This is a genomic window from Streptomyces physcomitrii, from assembly GCF_012273655.1.
GTDB classification, from domain to species: domain Bacteria; phylum Actinomycetota; class Actinomycetes; order Streptomycetales; family Streptomycetaceae; genus Streptomyces; species Streptomyces physcomitrii.
In genome coordinates this window covers 232,010-248,080 of record NZ_JAAWWP010000003.1, presented here as the reverse complement: position 1 = coordinate 248,080, position 16,071 = coordinate 232,010, and the positions used below count along the sequence as shown (strand labels likewise).

General features: G+C 72.5%; 15 protein-coding genes. 7 read left to right on the top strand and 8 right to left on the bottom strand.

Annotated features, from left to right (window positions below; genetic code table 11):
- Positions 1–369: 369 nt before the first annotated feature.
- Positions 370–1,296: a S1 family peptidase gene (locus HFV08_RS06930; RefSeq protein WP_168536867.1), complete on the top strand. Its 927-nt coding sequence runs from the start codon at positions 370–372 to the stop codon at positions 1,294–1,296.
- A 205-nt stretch (positions 1,297–1,501) separates the two neighbouring features.
- Here HFV08_RS06930 and HFV08_RS06925 read toward each other — a convergent pair whose 3' ends face one another.
- The 3 genes from HFV08_RS06925 to HFV08_RS06915 all read right to left on the bottom strand — a co-directional run bounded on the left by HFV08_RS06925 (position 1,502) and on the right by HFV08_RS06915 (position 4,532).
- Positions 1,502–2,497 carry a YjiK family protein gene (locus tag HFV08_RS06925; RefSeq protein WP_168536865.1) on the bottom strand — a complete coding sequence of 332 codons (996 nt, stop codon included), beginning with the start codon at positions 2,495–2,497 and terminating at the stop codon, positions 1,502–1,504.
- Positions 2,498–2,883: 386 nt separating this feature from the next.
- Entirely contained in the window at positions 2,884–3,816 is a 933-nt protein-coding gene (locus HFV08_RS06920) for a glycosyl hydrolase family 18 protein (protein WP_168536863.1), read from the bottom strand.
- 149 nt (positions 3,817–3,965) lie between these two features.
- Entirely contained in the window at positions 3,966–4,532 is a 567-nt protein-coding gene (locus tag HFV08_RS06915) for a dihydrofolate reductase family protein (protein WP_168536861.1), read from the bottom strand.
- Positions 4,533–4,790: 258 nt separating this feature from the next.
- Here HFV08_RS06915 and HFV08_RS06910 point away from each other — a divergent pair, with 258 nt between their 5' ends.
- The 5 genes from HFV08_RS06910 to cpt all read left to right on the top strand — a co-directional run bounded on the left by HFV08_RS06910 (position 4,791) and on the right by cpt (position 10,220).
- A complete protein-coding gene (locus HFV08_RS06910; RefSeq protein ID WP_312885437.1) occupies positions 4,791–5,540 on the top strand; it encodes a hypothetical protein in 750 nt (249 codons plus the stop codon).
- 352 nt (positions 5,541–5,892) lie between these two features.
- Positions 5,893–6,657 carry a M15 family metallopeptidase gene (locus HFV08_RS06905; RefSeq protein WP_168536859.1) on the top strand — a complete coding sequence of 255 codons (765 nt, stop codon included), beginning with the start codon at positions 5,893–5,895 and terminating at the stop codon, positions 6,655–6,657.
- A 244-nt stretch (positions 6,658–6,901) separates the two neighbouring features.
- A complete protein-coding gene (locus HFV08_RS06900) occupies positions 6,902–7,873 on the top strand; it encodes an AAA family ATPase (RefSeq protein WP_168536857.1) in 972 nt (323 codons plus the stop codon).
- A gap of 14 nt (positions 7,874–7,887) precedes the next feature.
- Positions 7,888–9,486, top strand: coding sequence for a VWA domain-containing protein (locus HFV08_RS06895; protein WP_376770573.1), 1,599 nt, complete (start codon positions 7,888–7,890; stop codon positions 9,484–9,486).
- 200 nt (positions 9,487–9,686) lie between these two features.
- Complete coding sequence (gene cpt, locus HFV08_RS06890) at positions 9,687–10,220, top strand: chloramphenicol phosphotransferase CPT (RefSeq protein WP_312885435.1); 534 nt, start codon at positions 9,687–9,689, stop codon at positions 10,218–10,220.
- Between the two features lie 67 nt (positions 10,221–10,287).
- On the opposite strand, the gene HFV08_RS06885 is transcribed toward cpt, so the two are convergent.
- Together HFV08_RS06885 and HFV08_RS06880 are read right to left on the bottom strand one after the other, a co-directional pair.
- The gene (locus tag HFV08_RS06885; protein WP_168536855.1) at positions 10,288–10,674 is read right to left on the bottom strand and encodes a VOC family protein; all 387 of its coding nucleotides are present in this window, start codon (positions 10,672–10,674) and stop codon (positions 10,288–10,290) included.
- On the bottom strand, positions 10,671–10,964 hold the full coding sequence (locus HFV08_RS06880; protein WP_168536853.1) for an ArsR/SmtB family transcription factor: 294 nt from the start codon (positions 10,962–10,964) through the stop codon (positions 10,671–10,673). The genes HFV08_RS06885 and HFV08_RS06880 overlap by 4 nt, the downstream gene beginning before the upstream one ends.
- A 313-nt stretch (positions 10,965–11,277) precedes the next feature.
- Between HFV08_RS06880 and HFV08_RS06875 the strand changes: the two genes are divergently transcribed.
- Entirely contained in the window at positions 11,278–11,937 is a 660-nt protein-coding gene (locus tag HFV08_RS06875) for a peptidoglycan-binding protein (protein ID WP_168536851.1), read from the top strand.
- Between the two features lie 155 nt (positions 11,938–12,092).
- On the opposite strand, the gene HFV08_RS06870 is transcribed toward HFV08_RS06875, so the two are convergent.
- The 3 genes from HFV08_RS06870 to HFV08_RS06860 form a co-directional block, all read right to left on the bottom strand.
- Positions 12,093–13,304, bottom strand: a complete 1,212-nt coding sequence (locus HFV08_RS06870) for a S8 family peptidase (RefSeq protein ID WP_168536850.1) — start codon at positions 13,302–13,304, stop codon at positions 12,093–12,095.
- 297 nt (positions 13,305–13,601) lie between these two features.
- The gene (locus HFV08_RS06865) at positions 13,602–14,150 is read right to left on the bottom strand and encodes a MarR family winged helix-turn-helix transcriptional regulator (RefSeq protein WP_168536849.1); all 549 of its coding nucleotides are present in this window, start codon (positions 14,148–14,150) and stop codon (positions 13,602–13,604) included.
- Entirely contained in the window at positions 14,147–15,976 is a 1,830-nt protein-coding gene (locus HFV08_RS06860; protein ID WP_168536848.1) for an FUSC family protein, read from the bottom strand. Before HFV08_RS06860 ends, HFV08_RS06865 begins: the two co-directional genes overlap by 4 nt.
- Positions 15,977–16,071 lie beyond the last annotated feature (95 nt).

The following is a 16,071-nucleotide window of genomic DNA, read 5'->3' as shown; positions in this document are numbered from 1 at the left end:
AAGGGGAGACCGCGCACCCCCGACACGACCCGACACGACCCGACACGAAGAGAACGAGAAAAAAAGAAGAGCCGAATGAACCCCGGAGCGCCTTTCCGCATCAGACAGTGCAGGGGGAATCATCAACTCCCTTGCGCGGTAATTCCGTTGCTTCCGGGAGTGATTGACGGGCGCCGGAATTCCTGTCTAGCGTGACCGGACGGGCCGTTCCTCCACGCCTCCTGCCTGCGCCTTCGTGGGCGGCGGGTGGCCGGACGCGCTGTCTCCACGAGCCGTGCGGAGGTGGCCCGATTCCGGAATTCCGTGGGCCGCGCACCCGTGAATTCCGGGCCCGTACATTCTCGTCGCAGTCGAAGGAAGCCACCCCCCATGAGATCTCGTACCGCCCGCCGCCGCACCCTGACCAGAGGCGCCGCCGCCACCGCCGCCGCGGGCGCCGTGCTCGCGCTGATCGGCACCGCCGCCCCCGCCTCCGCCGACCAGGGTCAGGGCGGCCCCGGTCAGCGCGTCGCCAAGCCGATCATCGGCGGCACCGAAGTCGCCGACGACACCTACCCGTTCATGGCCGCGCTCGCCTCCAAGGGCAAGGGCAGCCTCAAGGACCGCCAGTTCTGCGGCGGCAGCCTGCTCGACTCGACCACGATCCTGACCGCCGCGCACTGCGTCGAGGGCGAGAAGCCGAAGAACATCCAGGTCGCCGTCGGCCGCACGGTCCTCTCCGACACCAAGCAGGGCCAGCTGCGCAACGTCCTGCCCTCGACCGGCGCGGGCGACCCGGGCGGCATCCTGGTCCACCCCCGGTACCCGAAGAACCCGGCGTACGACCTCGCCCTCGTGGTGCTGGCGAAGCCGGTCAAGGGCGTCTCCCCGGTCAAGCTGCCCACCCCGGGCACCGACTCCCTGATCCGCCCCGGCGCCAAGGCCACCGTCACCGGCTGGGGCAACACCGATGTCGACCGGGAGCAGTTCCCGGACCGCCTGCGCCAGGTGAAGGTGCCCTTCCTCTCGCACGACGAGTGCAAGCTCAGCTACGACGAGTACGACACCAAGGTCAATGTCTGCGCCGGGGTCGAGGGCAAGGACTCCTGCCAGGGCGACAGCGGCGGCCCGCTCTTCCGCAGCGTCCCGGGCCGCGACGTCCGCTACCAGGTCGGCATCGTCTCCTACGGCGAGGGCTGCGGCGGCCAGGGCGCCCCCGGCGTCTACACCTCCACCAGCTCCGAGAAGCTCTGGAACACCCTCAACGAGTCCCCGAGCGGCAAGAAGATCAAGAAGATCGTGAACCGGCTGCGCTGACGATCCCTCACCGGCCGTGTCCGGCAAGGATGTTGACCGGCCCCCCTCCCCCGGGGGCCGGTCGGCCGTCTGCCCGCCCGTCTCTCCGTCCGCTGCCCGGCCGTCCGCCCGGCAGTCTCGCCGACCTCCGGGGGTCGAACGAGACTGCGCGGTGCCGGGCGCGAGACAGCCTCAAGTCCACCGCGTATACGGGTGAGTTGGGGTCTTAGCAGGTCAACGAGCCCGCGCGCAGGGCGTGTCCGTCCTCGCTGCCGTCGTCGGACCAGAGCACCGGCAGGCGTCCGGCCGCGCAGGCGGCGGCCGGGGCGATCGCGAAGCCCTCGTTGTTGAGGTTCGGCATGTCCCCGGGGCGGTCGAGGACCTGGTCCACGGTGAAGGCCCCGTCCTCGACGGTGAGGGTGGCCAGCTGCCCGTCACAGGTGTCGTCGCAGGCCGCCCAGAGCCGCCCGGTGCCCGGCTCGAACTCCAGGTCCATCACGGCCTCGAAGCCGGTCGGGAAGTCGGCGACCCGGGTGGCCTCACCGTCCTCGCCCAGCGCGTAGGCGTAGACCCCGCCGGTGGACTCCAGGCCGACCAGGTAGAGGCCGCCGCCGTGCCCGGGGTAGCCGCCCGGGTCGTAACTCCCGCCGGTCCGCTGGTCCTTGAAGCCGTGCGCGGTCAGAAAGGCGTCCGGGACCCAGGAGATCGCCTCGATACCGGCGTTGGGTTCCGAGTCGGGCAGGTCCGCGGTGAGGTCCCACTCCTCGGCGGCGTCCAGCGAGTCGCCGGACCCGCTGCCGGTGTCGAAGCGCAGGATCCGCTGACTGCTCTCGTCCTCCTCGTCGTTGTCGCGCTCGGTGGCGGCGAAGACCCCCTCCGGGGTGGCGACCACGCCCTCCGCGTCCGCGTCGCCGCCGCCGTCGGCGTAGTGCAGGGCCTTGCCGTCCGCCCAGCCGCCGGACGGGTCCGGCACCCAGTCCTCGCCGTCGGGCACCAGGCGGTAGAGGGTGCCGGGACCGTTCTTCACCGCCCAGAGCACGCCCGCGTCGCCACTGCCGTCCCCGCTGCCGAAGGACAGCCCGCTGAGGTTCTCGCCGAAGAAGTCCTTCTCGTCCGCGGTACGCACCGAGGCGTCCCCCGGCCACTCGGCAGCCGGGCCGCGCGCCCCGGCCGCGCCCGCCGCCGGAACAGCCGCCAGGCAGCCGAGGCCGAGTCCCGCCACAAGGATCCCCGTCCGCATACGCCACCGGAATCGCACGACCGGCTCTCCCTCAAGTTCGGTGCCCCGCGGGGCAGTTCACGACGACCGGCACGCAGGACACCGCCGTACGGACAGGTCTCGGCCACCGCGGGTGCGGCGGCCGGGCGACACCGTAGGCTCACCCGGCCAGGTGGCGACAGGGCGAAATCCGGGCGGCTTTCCGGGGGCGCGGGTGCGCACGTCGCCGGGGAGGGCGGGGCGGCCGCGCCCGGGGCCCTGCCCGGCACCCCCGCGCGAGCGGGCCCGTACGGCGCCGCCGGTTGGCGACTTCGCCGTACGGGCCCGGCCGGAGCGACCACCCGCCCCGCGCGCCGGAGCGGTGGTCCGTCCCGCGCGCGGGGTGCGGGTCAGCCGCCCGCGGCCTTGCGGACGTGCGCGTACCAGGTGGCGGGTCCGGTGCCGTCGACCTCCACCGCGTTGAAGTACTCCCAGCCGGCCACGCCGCCGAAGCCCTGGTGCTTGTCCTTGAGCGCGGTCAGCGTCGAGGCGAGGGTGCCGGGCTCCACGTAGCCCTGGCAGTTGGCCGGGTTGGTGAGCGCTCCGGCGACGACCCGGGAGGGGCTGAAGCCGTTGCCGATAACGTTGTCATAGCTTCCGGTGCCGCCGAGGTCGCCCCAGCCGCAGTAGAACTGGCCGGTGTAGAAGCTGATCTGGCTCCCGGCCTCCCGCTCCAGCTGCGCGTAGTCGAATCCGCCGGAGAAGTTCGAGGTGCCGGCGAGGTCGGTGGCGACCGGGGTGAGGATGACGCTGAAGTCCGTGCCGAAGTCGGTGCGCAGCCGCTCGATCAGCTTCTTGGTGTTCTCCAGCGAGAAGGTCTCCTCGATGTCCAGGTCGACGCCGTCCAGCCCGTACTTCTCCACCGTGTCGTGCAGCGGCTTGTAGTACCTCTCGAAGTCCGCGGCGAGGTTGGCGTAGGTGCCCTGCGCCGCGCCGCCGAGCAGGGCGTGCACCTTGGTCCCGGAGGACCGGAGTTCGGCGACGTCCTTCCAGACCTGGTCGAACTTGGCGTCGGACGGCGGGTCGTCGTTGAGGTGGATCGAGCCGTCGCCGTTGAGGTGGAAGGCGGCGACCTCCACATCCGTCGCGATGCCCTTGAGCGGCAGCGGCGAGACGTAGGAGCCGTCCTGGTACTGGGTCTGGTAGTACGCGAGGACGTGGGGGGAGTCCGCCTTCGCGGCGGGGGAGCCGGTGGCCGCCTGCGCCGGGCCCAGGGTGAATCCGGCGAGCGCGGAGGCGGTGAGCGCCGCTCCGAGGCCGGACAGGATGCGTCGTCTCTGCATGGGTTCCTCCGTGACGGGTGGGGGACCGCTCCGCCCCGGAGGAAATCCCACCGTGGCGGGCACAGTGGAGAATGTCCCGTATTGAACGGGGACCCTAAAGCGCTTAAGTTGACGGTGTCAATGGGTCGGTGAGGGGCGTTCGAGCGGGCTCAGGAAGCCGCGGTCCGGTACCGCAGCAGCACGATCCCCGAGGAGAACGGGCGGCATTCGACCAGCCGCAGGCCCGGCACCGCCCGGACGTCCGCGAAGAGCCGCTGCCCCTCGCCGCGCACCACCGGGTAGACGAACAGCCGGTACTCGTCCACGAGTTGACGGGTGATCAGCTCCGGCACCAGGGTCAGGCTGCCGGTGGTCACGATGTCCCGGCCGGGCGACGACTTCAGGGCCCGCACCTCCTCGGCGACCGGCCCGCGCAGCACGGTGGTCGGCTCCCAGCCCGGTGCGCCCAGGGTCCGCGAGACGACGTACTTGGCGACCCGGTCGAGATAGGCGCTGACCCCGGTGGTGTCCTCCGTCTGCCGCGGCCAGTAGTCCCGCATCTGCTCGAAGGTCCGCCGCCCGACGAGGAAGCCGTCCGCGGCCCGCATCTGCTCGTTCAGCGCCTCGGTGACATCGGACATGTCGACGCCCGCCGTCCCCGCCGGGCCGAACCAGTCCCCGGCGGCGTCGATGACCCCGTCGAGCGTGATGTTCTCGGTGATGACCAGGTCCCGCATGATCGGCGCTCCTCTGCCGGGCTCGTCCCTCCCCGTCCTCTTCCACGCTGGCACAGACCGGCCGGGACCTCCTGCCGGACACCGGGGACACCCCGTGGAACGAGGTGATGGGCATGTGGTGAGGGAGCGAGGAGGAAGTGAATGTCCGCCATCTCGTGCATAGCGTGGAAAACGGGGTACCGGTAACTGCCGTGGCCGGATGGTCACGTGCGGTACGGAGCGGGGCGCCACCGAAGGCGCCCCGGAGGAGGGGAATACGTGCGAGTGAACAGGATGCCGGTGGCCTTGGCCGCCACGGTCTGCTCCGTCGCCCTGCTGGGGGCCTGCGGCGGAGGGGACGGCGGGGGCGACGACAAGCCCTTCGCGGGGGAGAGCGCGGACAGCATCGCGGCGAAGGCGATCAAGGCCAGCACGGACGCCCGGTCCATGCGGATGAGCGGCACCGTACGCCAGGAGGACGGCCGGACGCTCAAGGTCGACGTCCTCGTGGACCAGCAGAAGAACTGCGACGGCACCCTCGGTTCGGGCGGCGCGAAGGCCGACATCCGGCACACCGGGGGCACGCTCTATCTGCGGGGCGACGAGCAGTACTGGCAGAACTCCTTCCAGGGCAAGGCGGGCGCCGAGAAGGTGATCCCGAAGGTCGCGGACAAGTGGGTCAAGATGCCCGCCGACGACGCCGCGACCGCGGGGCTCTGCGACAAGCAGGGGCTGCTGGCCTCGATGGACGAGGACAAGTCCGAGCGCAAGGGCCTGAAGAAGGGGAAGGCCACGCGGGTCGGTGGCAAGGAGGCGCTGCCGCTGACCAAGAAGAACAGCAAGGGCGAGACCCTGACCCTCTATGTCGCCACCGAGGGCGAGCCCTATGTGCTGCGCACCACCACCGAAGGCGGCGAGCACCCCGACACCGCCACCTTCAGCGACTACGGCAAGACCGTGAGGCCGCAGAAGCCGGCCGACGGCGAGACCGTCGACCTCCGCGAGCTGAGCGGCGGCCAGAAGGCCTGAGTGCGGTCGGCGGACCCGGGGACCGGATCGGGTCCGCCACTCCGGCGCGCGGATTCCGCGCGGGTCTCCGCTTCCGTGCCGGGCGTCTCCCCGCGAGGTGCGGGGGCGGGGGGAGTCGGCCGGTGCGAGGCTGAGCTGCGCGGATCGCGGGCAGGCGAGGGGCGTGCGCGGGCATACGATCGTGCGCGCCCCCTGTGCCCACTCGCGCCCTCGGCCCGGGCTCCTTTGCCCGGGTTGACCACCCCTTTCCCCGGCTTGGGTGACTCTTGACATGCCCTTGACACAGCTTCGCAACACCGCCACTCTCGTGCCTCTCTGTCCGGTACCACCGATCGAGTAGAGGCAGCCCCACATGACTTCACGATCTGTCAGAGCGCTGGTGTCGATAGCGGCCGGTGCGGGCCTGATGCTCGCCGCGCCCGCGGTCGTCCCCGCGTCCGCGAGCCCCGCCCCCGTCGCCCAGGCGAAGATCGCCGACGGCTGCTACACCTGGAGCGGCACCCTCAGCGAGGGCGCCTCCGGCGAGGCCGTGCGCCAGCTCCAGATCCGCGTCGCCGGATACCCCGGCAGCGGCAGCCAGCTCGGCATCGACGGCCAGTTCGGCCCCGCCACCAAGGCCGCGGTGCAGCGCTTCCAGTCGGCGTACGGGCTCTCCGCCGACGGCGTCGCCGGCCCCGCGACCTTCAACAAGATCTACGCCCTCCAGGACGACGACTGCACCCCGGTCAACTTCGCCTACGGCGAGCTGAACAACTGCAACTCCGACTGGTCCGGCGGCAAGGTCAGCGCTGCCACGGCCAAGGCCAACGCCCTGGTCACCATGTGGAAGCTCCAGGCCATGCGGCACGCCATGGGCGACAAGCCGATCACCGTCAACGGCGGCTTCCGCAGCGTCGCCTGCAACAGCTCGGTCGGCGGCGCCGCCAACAGCCGCCACATGTACGGCCACGCGGCCGACCTCGGCGCCGGTTCGCAGGGCTTCTGCGCCCTGGCCCAGGCCGCCCGCAACCACGGCTTCACCGAGATCCTCGGCCCGGGCTACCCCGGCCACGACGACCACACCCACGTCGCGGGAGGCGAGGGCCGCTTCTGGTCGGCGCCCAACTGCGGTATCTGAGAGGGGACTTCCGAGTCCGCCTGCTGGGGCCCGGCTGACGCCGGAGCCCCGGCACCCCGCCCAGGTGCCCCTGTCCGCCTTCCGCGGCAGGGGCACCCGCGCGCCCGCTCGCGGACTCCGGCACCCGGGTTCTTCCTCTCCCCGGTCTCCGGCCCCTCTTCCAGGGCGTCCGCCCCGGGTGCGAGGATCGGTGCCACGGCCACGGAACGGTTCGTGGCGGCGGGCCGGGAGGAATGGGCGGCGGATGACTGAGCAGGGACAGGTGGCGGCCGGGTTCTTCGGCTCCGTGGACGAGGTGGCCGCCCGGCTCGCGGAGGTGGGCTATCTGGCCTCGCCCGCCGTGGCGACCACGGTCTACCTCGCCGACCGCCTCGGCAAGCCGCTCCTGGTCGAGGGCCCGGCGGGCGTCGGCAAGACCGAACTGGCCAAGGCGGTCGGGCGGGTGGGCGCCGCGCCGCTGACCCGGCTCCAGTGCTACGAGGGCATCGACGAGTCCCGCGCGCTGTACGAGTGGAACCACGCCAAGCAGTTGCTGCGCATCACGGCCGGACGGGAGACCACCGGCGCCGAGGACCCCGCGGGCGGGAGCGCCGGGGGCTGGGACGCCACCCGGGACGACATCTTCAGCGAGGAGTTCCTGCTCGCCCGGCCGCTGCTCACCGCCATCCGCCGCACCGAACCCTCGGTCCTGCTGATCGACGAGATCGACAAGGCCGATGTCGAGGTGGAGGCGCTGCTCCTGGAGGTGCTGAGCGACTTCCAGATCACGGTCCCCGAACTCGGCACCGTCGAGGCCACCCACCGCCCCTTCGTGGTGCTCACCTCCAACGCCAGCCGCGAGCTCTCCGAGGCGCTGCGCAGGCGCTGCCTCTTCCTCCATCTCGACTATCCCGACACCGAGTTGGAGCTGCGCATCGTACGGCTCCAGGTGCCCGGCCTCGACGAGGTGCTTGCCGACTCCGTGGTCCGTACGGTGGCCGCGCTGCGCGCCCTCGGCCTGCGCAAGGCGCCCTCGGTCGCCGAGACCGTCGACTGGGCCCGCACCCTCCTCGCCCTCGGCGCGGACACCCTCGACGAGCGCGTGGTACGCGAGAGCCTGGGCGTGGTGCTCAAGCACCAGGACGACGTGGTCAAGGCCACCGAGAAACTGATCACCGAGGCGACCGTGGCCACCGGCAACGCCCGCACCGTCGTCCGCCGCCCGGCCGCGGACTGAGCCCGGTGGACCCGGTGGATCCGGCGAACCAGGGGGACCCGGCGGCTCAGGGCGCGGCGGCCCAGGGCCCGGCGGCGCGGGGCGCGGACGGTGCGGGCGACCGGCGGGCGGAGGGCCTGGCCGAGCGGCTGACCGGCTTCGTCGGCGCGCTGCGCGGGCACGGCTTCCTGGTCGGGCCCGGCGAGAGCGCGCAGGCGGCCGAGGTCCTCGCCCTCCTCGGGCTCACCGACCGGGAGCGGATGCGGGCCGGTCTGGCCGCCGTCCTGCTCTCCGGGGAGCGCCAACGCTCCGTCTACGACGCGGTGTTCGACCTCTACTTCCCGCTCGGCGTGGGCGCGCCCACCGGGCGGCACGCGGAGCAGGGGGCCGGGCCCGCGAGCGCGGCGGACTCCGCCGCGGACGACTCCCGTACCGAACCGCCGGTACGGAGCGCCGCCGAGGAGCGGGCTCAACTCGCCGCGCTGCGCGAGCGGTTGGCCGAGGCGCTGGCGGCGGGCGATCAGGCGGGGCTCGCCCGGCTGGCCCGCGAGGCGGTGGACGGCTTCGGCCGGTACGGCGGCGGCAGTACGGGCAGCGACGGCTGGTCCTCGCACCAGACCCTCGGCCGCCTCCAGCCGGAGACCCTGCTCGCCCGGGTGCTCACCGCGATCCGCTCGGCACGCGCCGCCGGGGCCTCCTCAGCCCAGGACGGCGGCGAGGGCACCGGCGCGCTCGCCGGGGACCTGGCCGGGCAGGACTTCACCGCACGCCTGCAGGCGGACGAGATCCGGCGCCTCATCGAGTCCTTCCGCGGCGAGGTACGGGCCGAGGCGCGGCGCCGGGTCGCGGAACGGCAGGGCAGGGAGCGGATGGCCCGCCGGGTGATCTCGGGGAGCGTGGACGAGGCCGACTTCCGGCTGAGCGACGCCAAGCGCCGGGCCGAACTCCGGCGCGCCGTACAGCCGTTGGCCCGCAAGCTCGCCACCCGGCTGGCCGCCCGGCGGCGCCGGGCCGCGCGCGGCACCGTGGATCTGCGCCGCAGCCTGCGGCGTTCGCTGTCCACCGGCGGTGTCCCGCTCGACCTCGCCCACCGGCGCCGCAGGCCCTCCCGCCCGGAGATCGTGCTGCTCTGCGATGTCTCCGGATCGGTCGCCGGGTTCGCGCACTTCACCATGCTCCTGGTGAAGGCGATGCGTGAACAGTTCGGCAAGGTACGGGTGTTCGCCTTCGTCAACCGCACCGAGGAGGTGACCCGGCTGGTCGCCGAGACCGACGACGCCGAGGAGCTGGGCACCCGGATCTTCGAGGAGGCCCAGGTCACCGGCTACCACGGCAGCAGCGACTACGGCAGCGCGCTCGGCGAGTTCACCACCCGCTACCTGCGCGAGCTGACCCCGCGCACCAGCGTCCTGATCCTCGGCGACGCCCGCACCAACAACGCCGACCCCAACCGCCCCGCCCTGGCCACCCTCGCCGAGCACGTCCGCCGCGTCCACTGGCTCAACCCGGAACCGGTCTCCCTCTGGGGCACCGGCGACTCCGCCGCCCTGCGCTACGCCGAACTCGTCGACATGCACTCCTGCCGCAACATCCGCCAACTGGAGGCGCTGGCGGCCCGATTGCTGCCGGTGTGAGTGCGGGGGTGGGGCGGCGGGCCCGTACTCCTGCCGGTCGGTCGGTGAGTCAGTGAGCCGGCCCGCTCGTCCGTCCGCCGGTCCGCTCGTCCGTCCGCCGGCCTGTCCGCCCGTCCGCCGGCCTGTCCGCCCGTCCGCCGGTCGGCCCGTCCGGCGGAAATCGCTTCGCGGGGCGGGGTGCGGGCCCCTACCGTGAGCGGGTGAGAACTCAGGTGATCGTGTTGAACGGGGGGTCCAGCTCCGGCAAGTCCGGGCTCGTACGGTGCCTCCAGGCCGTACTGCCGGATCCGTGGCTCGCCGCCGCCATCGACTCGCTGGTGGAGGCGATGCCGCCGTCGCTGCGCGGAACCGAGGGCGGCATCGGCTTCACCGCCGACGGCGGGGTCGAAGTCGGCCCCGCCTTCCGGGAGTTGGAGGCGGCCTGGCGGGAGGGCGTCGCCGCGATGGCGAGAGCCGGGGCCCGGGTCCTGGTCGACGACGTCTTCCTCGGCGGAGCGGAGACCCAGGAGCCCTGGCGCAAGGCACTCGCCGGTCTGGACGTGCTCTGGGTCGGCGTCCGGTGCGAGAGCGCGGTCGCCGAGGGTCGCGAACTCGCCCGCGGGGACCGGGTCCGGGGCATGGCCGCCGCCCAGGCGGAGTCGGTCCACCGGGGCGTGACCTACGACCTGGAGGTGGACACCACCCGTACCGAGTCCCTGGACTGCGCGCGGACGATCGCCGCCCGGGTGCGGTAAGCCGAGGCGGCAAGAGGAGCCGGGGGCGTCGGGGAAGCAGGGGAGCGCCGGGGGTGGCGGGACGCTGCTACCGGCTGTGGACGAGCTGGATCAGATTGCCGCAGGTGTCGTCCAGGACCGCGGTGGTGACCTGGCCCATCTCCAGCGGCTCCTGGGTGAACCGCACACCGAGCCCCCGCAGCCTGCCGAACTCCGCCGGTACGTCGTCCACCGCGAAGGAGGCGGCCGGGATCCCGTCCTCGACCAGCGCCTCCTTGTACGGCCTGACGGCGGGGTGCCCGTCGGGTTCGAGCAGCAGCTCCGTACCGCCGGGGTCCTCGGGCGAGACCACGGTCAGCCACCGGTCCTCGCCGAGCGGCACATCGGCCTTCTTCGTGAAGCCCAGGGTCTCGGTGTAGAAGCGCAGGGCCTTCGCCTGGTCGTCGACGAAGACGCTGGACAGGTGGATTCTCATGGGGTGTCCTCCGGGGGGCTCGGCCTGAGCCACCGGGTCACGATGTGCTCAAGCGGCTGGGCGTGCAGATCGTGGAACTTGTAGCGGCCCTCGCGCCGCGTCCGGACCAGGTCCGCGGCTTCCAGTACGGCCAGGTGCTGGCTGACGGCCTGGCGGCTCAGCCCGAGGCCGTGCTTGGTCACCAGGCGGGTGCAGATCTCGAACAGGGACTGCCCGCCGCGTTCCGCCAGCTCGTCGAGTATCCGGCGGCGGGTCGGGTCGGCCAGTGCCCTGAACAGCTCGTCTGCCACGGCTCCACCATAGGCAAGTCGCGGCTTGCCTATCAAGCGGGTGAGGGTCACTGGCAGGGGGTGTGTACGGCGGCCGGGCGGGTGCCGTACCGGCTCCCCGGCGGGCGGCGGGAAAGGGAATTACGCCCGCTCTCCCCGACATTGGTCGAACCGCTGGCAGCAATCCGGGCGGTGAATCCGTACCGGATCGGCGGGTAAGTGACCTCAAAGCGGCATCTCTTCCTCGGTGGAATTCGGAGGTCCTATCTCCGTGCAATTCCCTTTTCCCGGAAGGCCCTTGACAGTATCTTCATGTACACGCCACCGTGCTTGCATGCGACGTCAGAAGAAAACAGCTCACCTCATGGCTGCCACGGTGGCCGCCGCAGGAGTATTCCTCCTCTCCTCGGCGCCCGCACAGGCAGCGACCTCCGACCCCACCGGCCACGGTCTGCGTGACTTCCAGACGGACCACGGACTCCGCCCCACCGGAACCGTAAACGCATCCACCGCCAAAGCACTGAATGCGGCCCCCGACAGCGAATTGAGAGGCGTCTTCGAGACCGCCGCCGACCTCGACCCGACGCAGCTGGCGAACGCCCGTATCGTCATCGGTGTCGGAAAGGGCGCGAACATTCCGGAGCAGGGCCAGGTCATCGCTCTCATGACCGCCATGCAGGAATCCAAGTTCGTCAACTACACGGTCCCCGTGGACCACGACTCGCTCGGTATCTTCCAGCAGCGTCCCAGCACCGGCTGGGGCACCCCCGAGCAGATCACCGACGTCCCCACCTCCTCCAAGTCCTTCTACGGAGTGGCGCCGTTCGGCAGCAACCCGGGCCTGATCCAGATCGCGGGCTGGGAGACCATGCCGCCCGGCGAGGTCTGCCAGGCCGTCCAGCGCTCGGCCTACCCCGACCGCTACGCCCAGTGGGAGCAGTTCGCCCGCGACCTGCTGGCCCAGGAGGGCCCCTCGGTGGACCCGATCCCCTGAATCCGGAGCCGAGAACCCGACCAGGGCGGAACGGCCTGAGCAGGGCAGAACAGAGAGCCGGTCCGGACCTCCCGTGGGGGAGGTCCGGACCGGCTCTCCTGTGTGCTGCTCGCGCGGGCGGGTCGACCGGACCCGCTCGACGACCTCGGCCGGACCTACTCGACGACCTTGAGGAGCTTGTTCGCGGTGCCCTCGCCCGGGTTGCTGATCTTGTCCGGGGTGGCACCGTCGGTCAGCGCCTTGGCGACGTCGGCCGGGGCGGCGTCCTGGTGGCCGGCCAGGTAGACGGCGGCGGCACCGGTGACGTGCGGGGTGGCCATCGACGTACCGGAGATGGTGTCCGTGGCCTCGTCGTCGGTGTTCCAGGCGGAGGTGATGTCCGTGCCCGGGGCGTAGATGTCGACGGCCTCACCGTAGTTGGAGAAGTCCGACTGCTCGTCCTCCTTGGTGGAGGAGGCGACCGTGATGGCCTCGGGGACGCGCGCGGGCGAACCCTCGGTCGGGGAGGACTCGTTGCCCGCGGCGACCGCGTAGGTCACGCCGGACTCGATCGACTTCTGCACGGCCGCGTCGATGGCCTCGTCCGCGGTGCCGCCGAGGCTCATGTTGGCGACCGAGGGGCCCTCGTGGTTCTCGGTGACCCAGTCGATGCCCGCGACGACCTGCTCGGTGGTGCCCGAACCGCTGTCGTCGAGCACGCGGACGGCGACGACCTCGGCCTTCTTGGCGACACCGTGCGCGGCACCGGCGATGGTGCCCGCGACGTGGGTGCCGTGGCCGTTGCCGTCGTCGGCGTCGTCGTCGTTGTCGATGGCGTCGAAGCCGGAGGAGGCGCGGCCCTCGAAGTCGGAGTGGGTCACCCGCACACCGGTGTCGATGACGTAGGCGGTCACGCCCTCACCCGCGGAGTCCGGGTAGGTGTAGGCGTTGTCCCCGGCCGTGTCCTCCTGGTCGATCCGGTCGATGCCCCAGGACGGGGGGTTCTCCTGGGTCGCCTGGGTGGTGAAGCGGTGGCTCTGGACGACCTTGGCGACCGCGTCGTCGGCGGCGAGGCGGCGGGCCTCGGTCTTGCTGAGGCCGGAGGCCGAGAAGCCGTTGATCGCGGAGTCGAAGCCGCGCTTGAAGGTGCCGCCGTACTCCTTGGCGAGACCCTTGCCCTCGGAGGCCGCCTTGATCTTCGCGCCGCCCTTGAGCATCACGATGTAGTTGCCGTCGATGGCGCCCTTGGCCTGGGTGCCGTAGACGTCCGCCTCGGCGGGGGCCGAAGCGCCGGCCGGGAGCGCGACGAAGACGCCCGCGGTGAGAGCGCCCGCGGCGGCGACCGCCACGGCTATCTTGCGCTTGCCGACCCGCTTGTGCGTTGCCATGTGCAAAGTCCTTCTGTGGGGTGTGGGGGATGAAGAACCGGCGTAACTGCCGCTGGACGTCGAACGGTTGACGCCAGGGGTTCGAAACTCTGTCTGATCCGGCGTACGGGACGCAAGACTTGACGTGATGAGTGATCCAGGTCACACCGACATGGGGCTTCTGTCGGACATGCGGCGTACGCCTCTGTGTACGCGGGACAGCGGAGGGTGAGGCGGTGACGGGGAGTTGACTGTTTGCGGTCGGACACTGCGACGGGCAGGGCCGGGGCGCCGACGGGCCGCGGCAGGGGCGGGGATTCAGCGGTGCGGCCCGCCGAGGCGGCCCTCCAACTGCACGAGGAGTCCGGCGAGGAGCCCGGCGAGCTGCCGCTGTGCCGGGGCCTCGATACCGGACAGAACCCCGTTCTCGTACCCGAGTTGCTCGGGCAGTACGCCGTCGACCAGCTCGTGTCCCGACTCGGTCAGCCGTACGTGCGCCACCCGGCGGTCGCGGTCGTCGCTGCGGCGCTCGATCAGCCCGCGCTCGGTGAGCTGCTTGAGCCGCTTGGTCACCGCGGCGCCCGAGGAGAAGGTCTCGCGGGCGAGTTCACCGGGGGTCAGCTCGTGCCCGGTCCGCCGCAGCGCGCCCAGCAGGTCGAACTCGGGCCGGGTCAGACCGTACCGCCGCAGCGGGGCGTCCTCGGCGTGCTGCACCAGGGCCGCGCACCGGTTCAGCCTGCCGATGATCTCCATCGGCCCGGTGTCGATCCCCGGATACGCCGCCTGCCACTGCGCCACCACCGCCGCCACGGTGTCTTTGGCGGGGGCGCCGTCCCCCGCGGGAGCGCGGCCGTCTTCCGTCGTCATACGAGAGCGTCCTTCGCCGACTGGCCTCCGGCCCCGTGCGCCCGGCAGCGCTCGAGAGACGGGTGCCGATGCGGCTGTCCGTGCCGGTCCTGCTTTCTGATCACCGCGGCGAGCGTACGGTGTCCGCGCCGCTCGGTGCGCAGCAGGCGGTCCCCGGGCAGCGCCCGCTGCCGCCACTCGCCCGCCGCGGTGTCTGCCGCGGCCCGCAGGGCGACCAGTTCGGCGGCGAGCCGGCGGCGCGCGCGGTGGAGTCCGGCGGGATCCGGGGCCGGTACGCCGAGGGCGCGCTCGGCGGCCTCGCAGGCACGTTCGGTGGAGTCCAGCGCGCTCTCGAAGGTGCCGGTGGCCCACCGGTTGGTGACGAGGGCCGTCGCGAGCAGGCCGAGGGCGGCGCCGACGAGGGTGTCGAGGAGCCGGTCGGCGGCCAGTTCACCGCTGGGCGCGAGGCCGGGGAACTCCGTGACCAGCAGGGCCATCGGGGTCACGCACAGGGTGCCGAGCCAGTAGTTGCGGGTGATCAGCGCCTCGGCGCCGAAGACGAGCACCAGGGTGCACAGGACGAGAGCGAGCGGCCCGAACCGTGCCAGCGGTGCCAGCGCCCCGAAGAGCCCGAGGCCCGCCAGGCTCCCGACAACCCGCTGCACCCCGCGCCGCCAGGTCAGCGCGCCGTTGGCCTGGAGCAGCGCGGCCACGGTGACCAGGGCCCAGTACGGCCGTCCGGCTCCCAGGGCCACCGCCGCCCATCCGGCGAGGGCGCCGCCCACCAGGGTGCGCAGCACCGGCGCCAGGGGGACGGCCGCGTGGGGTGCCCGGGCTCGGGCCGCCGGAGCGACCGCGTGCGCTTCCAGGGCGAGCAGTTCGGCGGGGGAGTGCGCCACCTGCGGGACGGGGCCTTGGCGTCGCAACTGGTCGGCCCAGAAGAGGAGTTGAGCGGCATCGGGTTCCGCCGGTCTCGCATCGGCCTCGGCCGCGCCCCGGGTGGGATCCGCCTCGGCCGCGCCCTGGGTGGCATCGGCCTCGGTGGCGCTCCGTACAGCCTCGACCTCGGTGGCGCCCCGGACGGAGAGGGTCCTCGCGGTGCCCAGAGCGAGGGCGGTCTCGGCCCGGAGGACGAGGAGGGCGAGGGCGCGGCGGTCCGGGTGGCCCCGGCCGCCGCCGGGGGACACGTACTGCCAGGCGGTGTGCAGGGCGGCCGCGGCTCCGGCGTGCGCGGCGGCGGCCGGGGCGCCGGGGTCCAGGGCGGCGGCGACGGCGCGCAGCGCGGCCCGGGTGGACCGCCGCTCGGGCCCGAGGGGGCGCGGCAGTGCGGGGGCCATCACCACCGCGAGGGCCAGCGCCCCGGTGCTCGCGGTGAGGGCGAGGTGTCCCGGCACCTGCCCGAGGGACTGGGGTGCGAAGAGCGAGGCCGAACTGACGAAGGTGAGGATCAGATGCCCCGGCGGCCCCACCCGCGCGGCCTCGCATCCCGCCCGCTGGACGGCGGCGAGCACGGCCGCGACGGCCACCAGTACCCAGGCCGAGCGGGTCAGCGAGGCCGTGGTCAGCGCCACGGCGGTGCCGGCGGTCATGCCGAGGACGACCCCGGTGACCACCCGGGCCCGGGCCGCGTACGGGAGGTGGTGCCCGTACAGCGCGCACAGCGAGCCGCCCATCGCGTACATCACCAGATCGGGGCGGCCGCAGCCGATCAGGAGGAGGTTCGGGAGAGCGCAGGCGGACACGGCGCTGAGCGCGGACTTGAACCAGATCTCGGACCCGCGGACGGGGCGCAGCACGCCGAGGAGGGGCAGCGGACGGCGCGACGACCGGGAGGAGAACGGGGGCATGAGAAAAGATTATCAGGTGTTTTACTCGTGAAATATATATGCCGCCGAGGCCCCTGCCCTCGCGTGCCCGCGTACCCCAACCCTCTCCCGCGCCT

Excerpts from the sequence above, each read along its gene's own strand:
- HFV08_RS06875 (WP_168536851.1), top strand. The coding sequence starts at position 11,278 with ATGCGACGTCAGAAGAAAACAGCTCACCTCATGGCTGCCACGGTGGCC.
- HFV08_RS06900 (WP_168536857.1), top strand. The coding sequence starts at position 6,902 with ATGACTGAGCAGGGACAGGTGGCGGCCGGGTTCTTCGGCTCCGTGGAC.
- HFV08_RS06930 (WP_168536867.1), top strand. The coding sequence starts at position 370 with ATGAGATCTCGTACCGCCCGCCGCCGCACCCTGACCAGAGGCGCCGCC.
- HFV08_RS06870 (WP_168536850.1), bottom strand. The coding sequence starts at position 13,304 with ATGGCAACGCACAAGCGGGTCGGCAAGCGCAAGATAGCCGTGGCGGTC.
- HFV08_RS06915 (WP_168536861.1), bottom strand. The coding sequence starts at position 4,532 with ATGCGGGACCTGGTCATCACCGAGAACATCACGCTCGACGGGGTCATC.
- HFV08_RS06905 (WP_168536859.1), top strand. The coding sequence starts at position 5,893 with ATGACTTCACGATCTGTCAGAGCGCTGGTGTCGATAGCGGCCGGTGCG.
- HFV08_RS06865 (WP_168536849.1), bottom strand. The coding sequence starts at position 14,150 with ATGACGACGGAAGACGGCCGCGCTCCCGCGGGGGACGGCGCCCCCGCC.
- HFV08_RS06920 (WP_168536863.1), bottom strand. The coding sequence starts at position 3,816 with ATGCAGAGACGACGCATCCTGTCCGGCCTCGGAGCGGCGCTCACCGCC.
- HFV08_RS06885 (WP_168536855.1), bottom strand. The coding sequence starts at position 10,674 with ATGAGAATCCACCTGTCCAGCGTCTTCGTCGACGACCAGGCGAAGGCC.
- HFV08_RS06860 (WP_168536848.1), bottom strand. The coding sequence starts at position 15,976 with ATGCCCCCGTTCTCCTCCCGGTCGTCGCGCCGTCCGCTGCCCCTCCTC.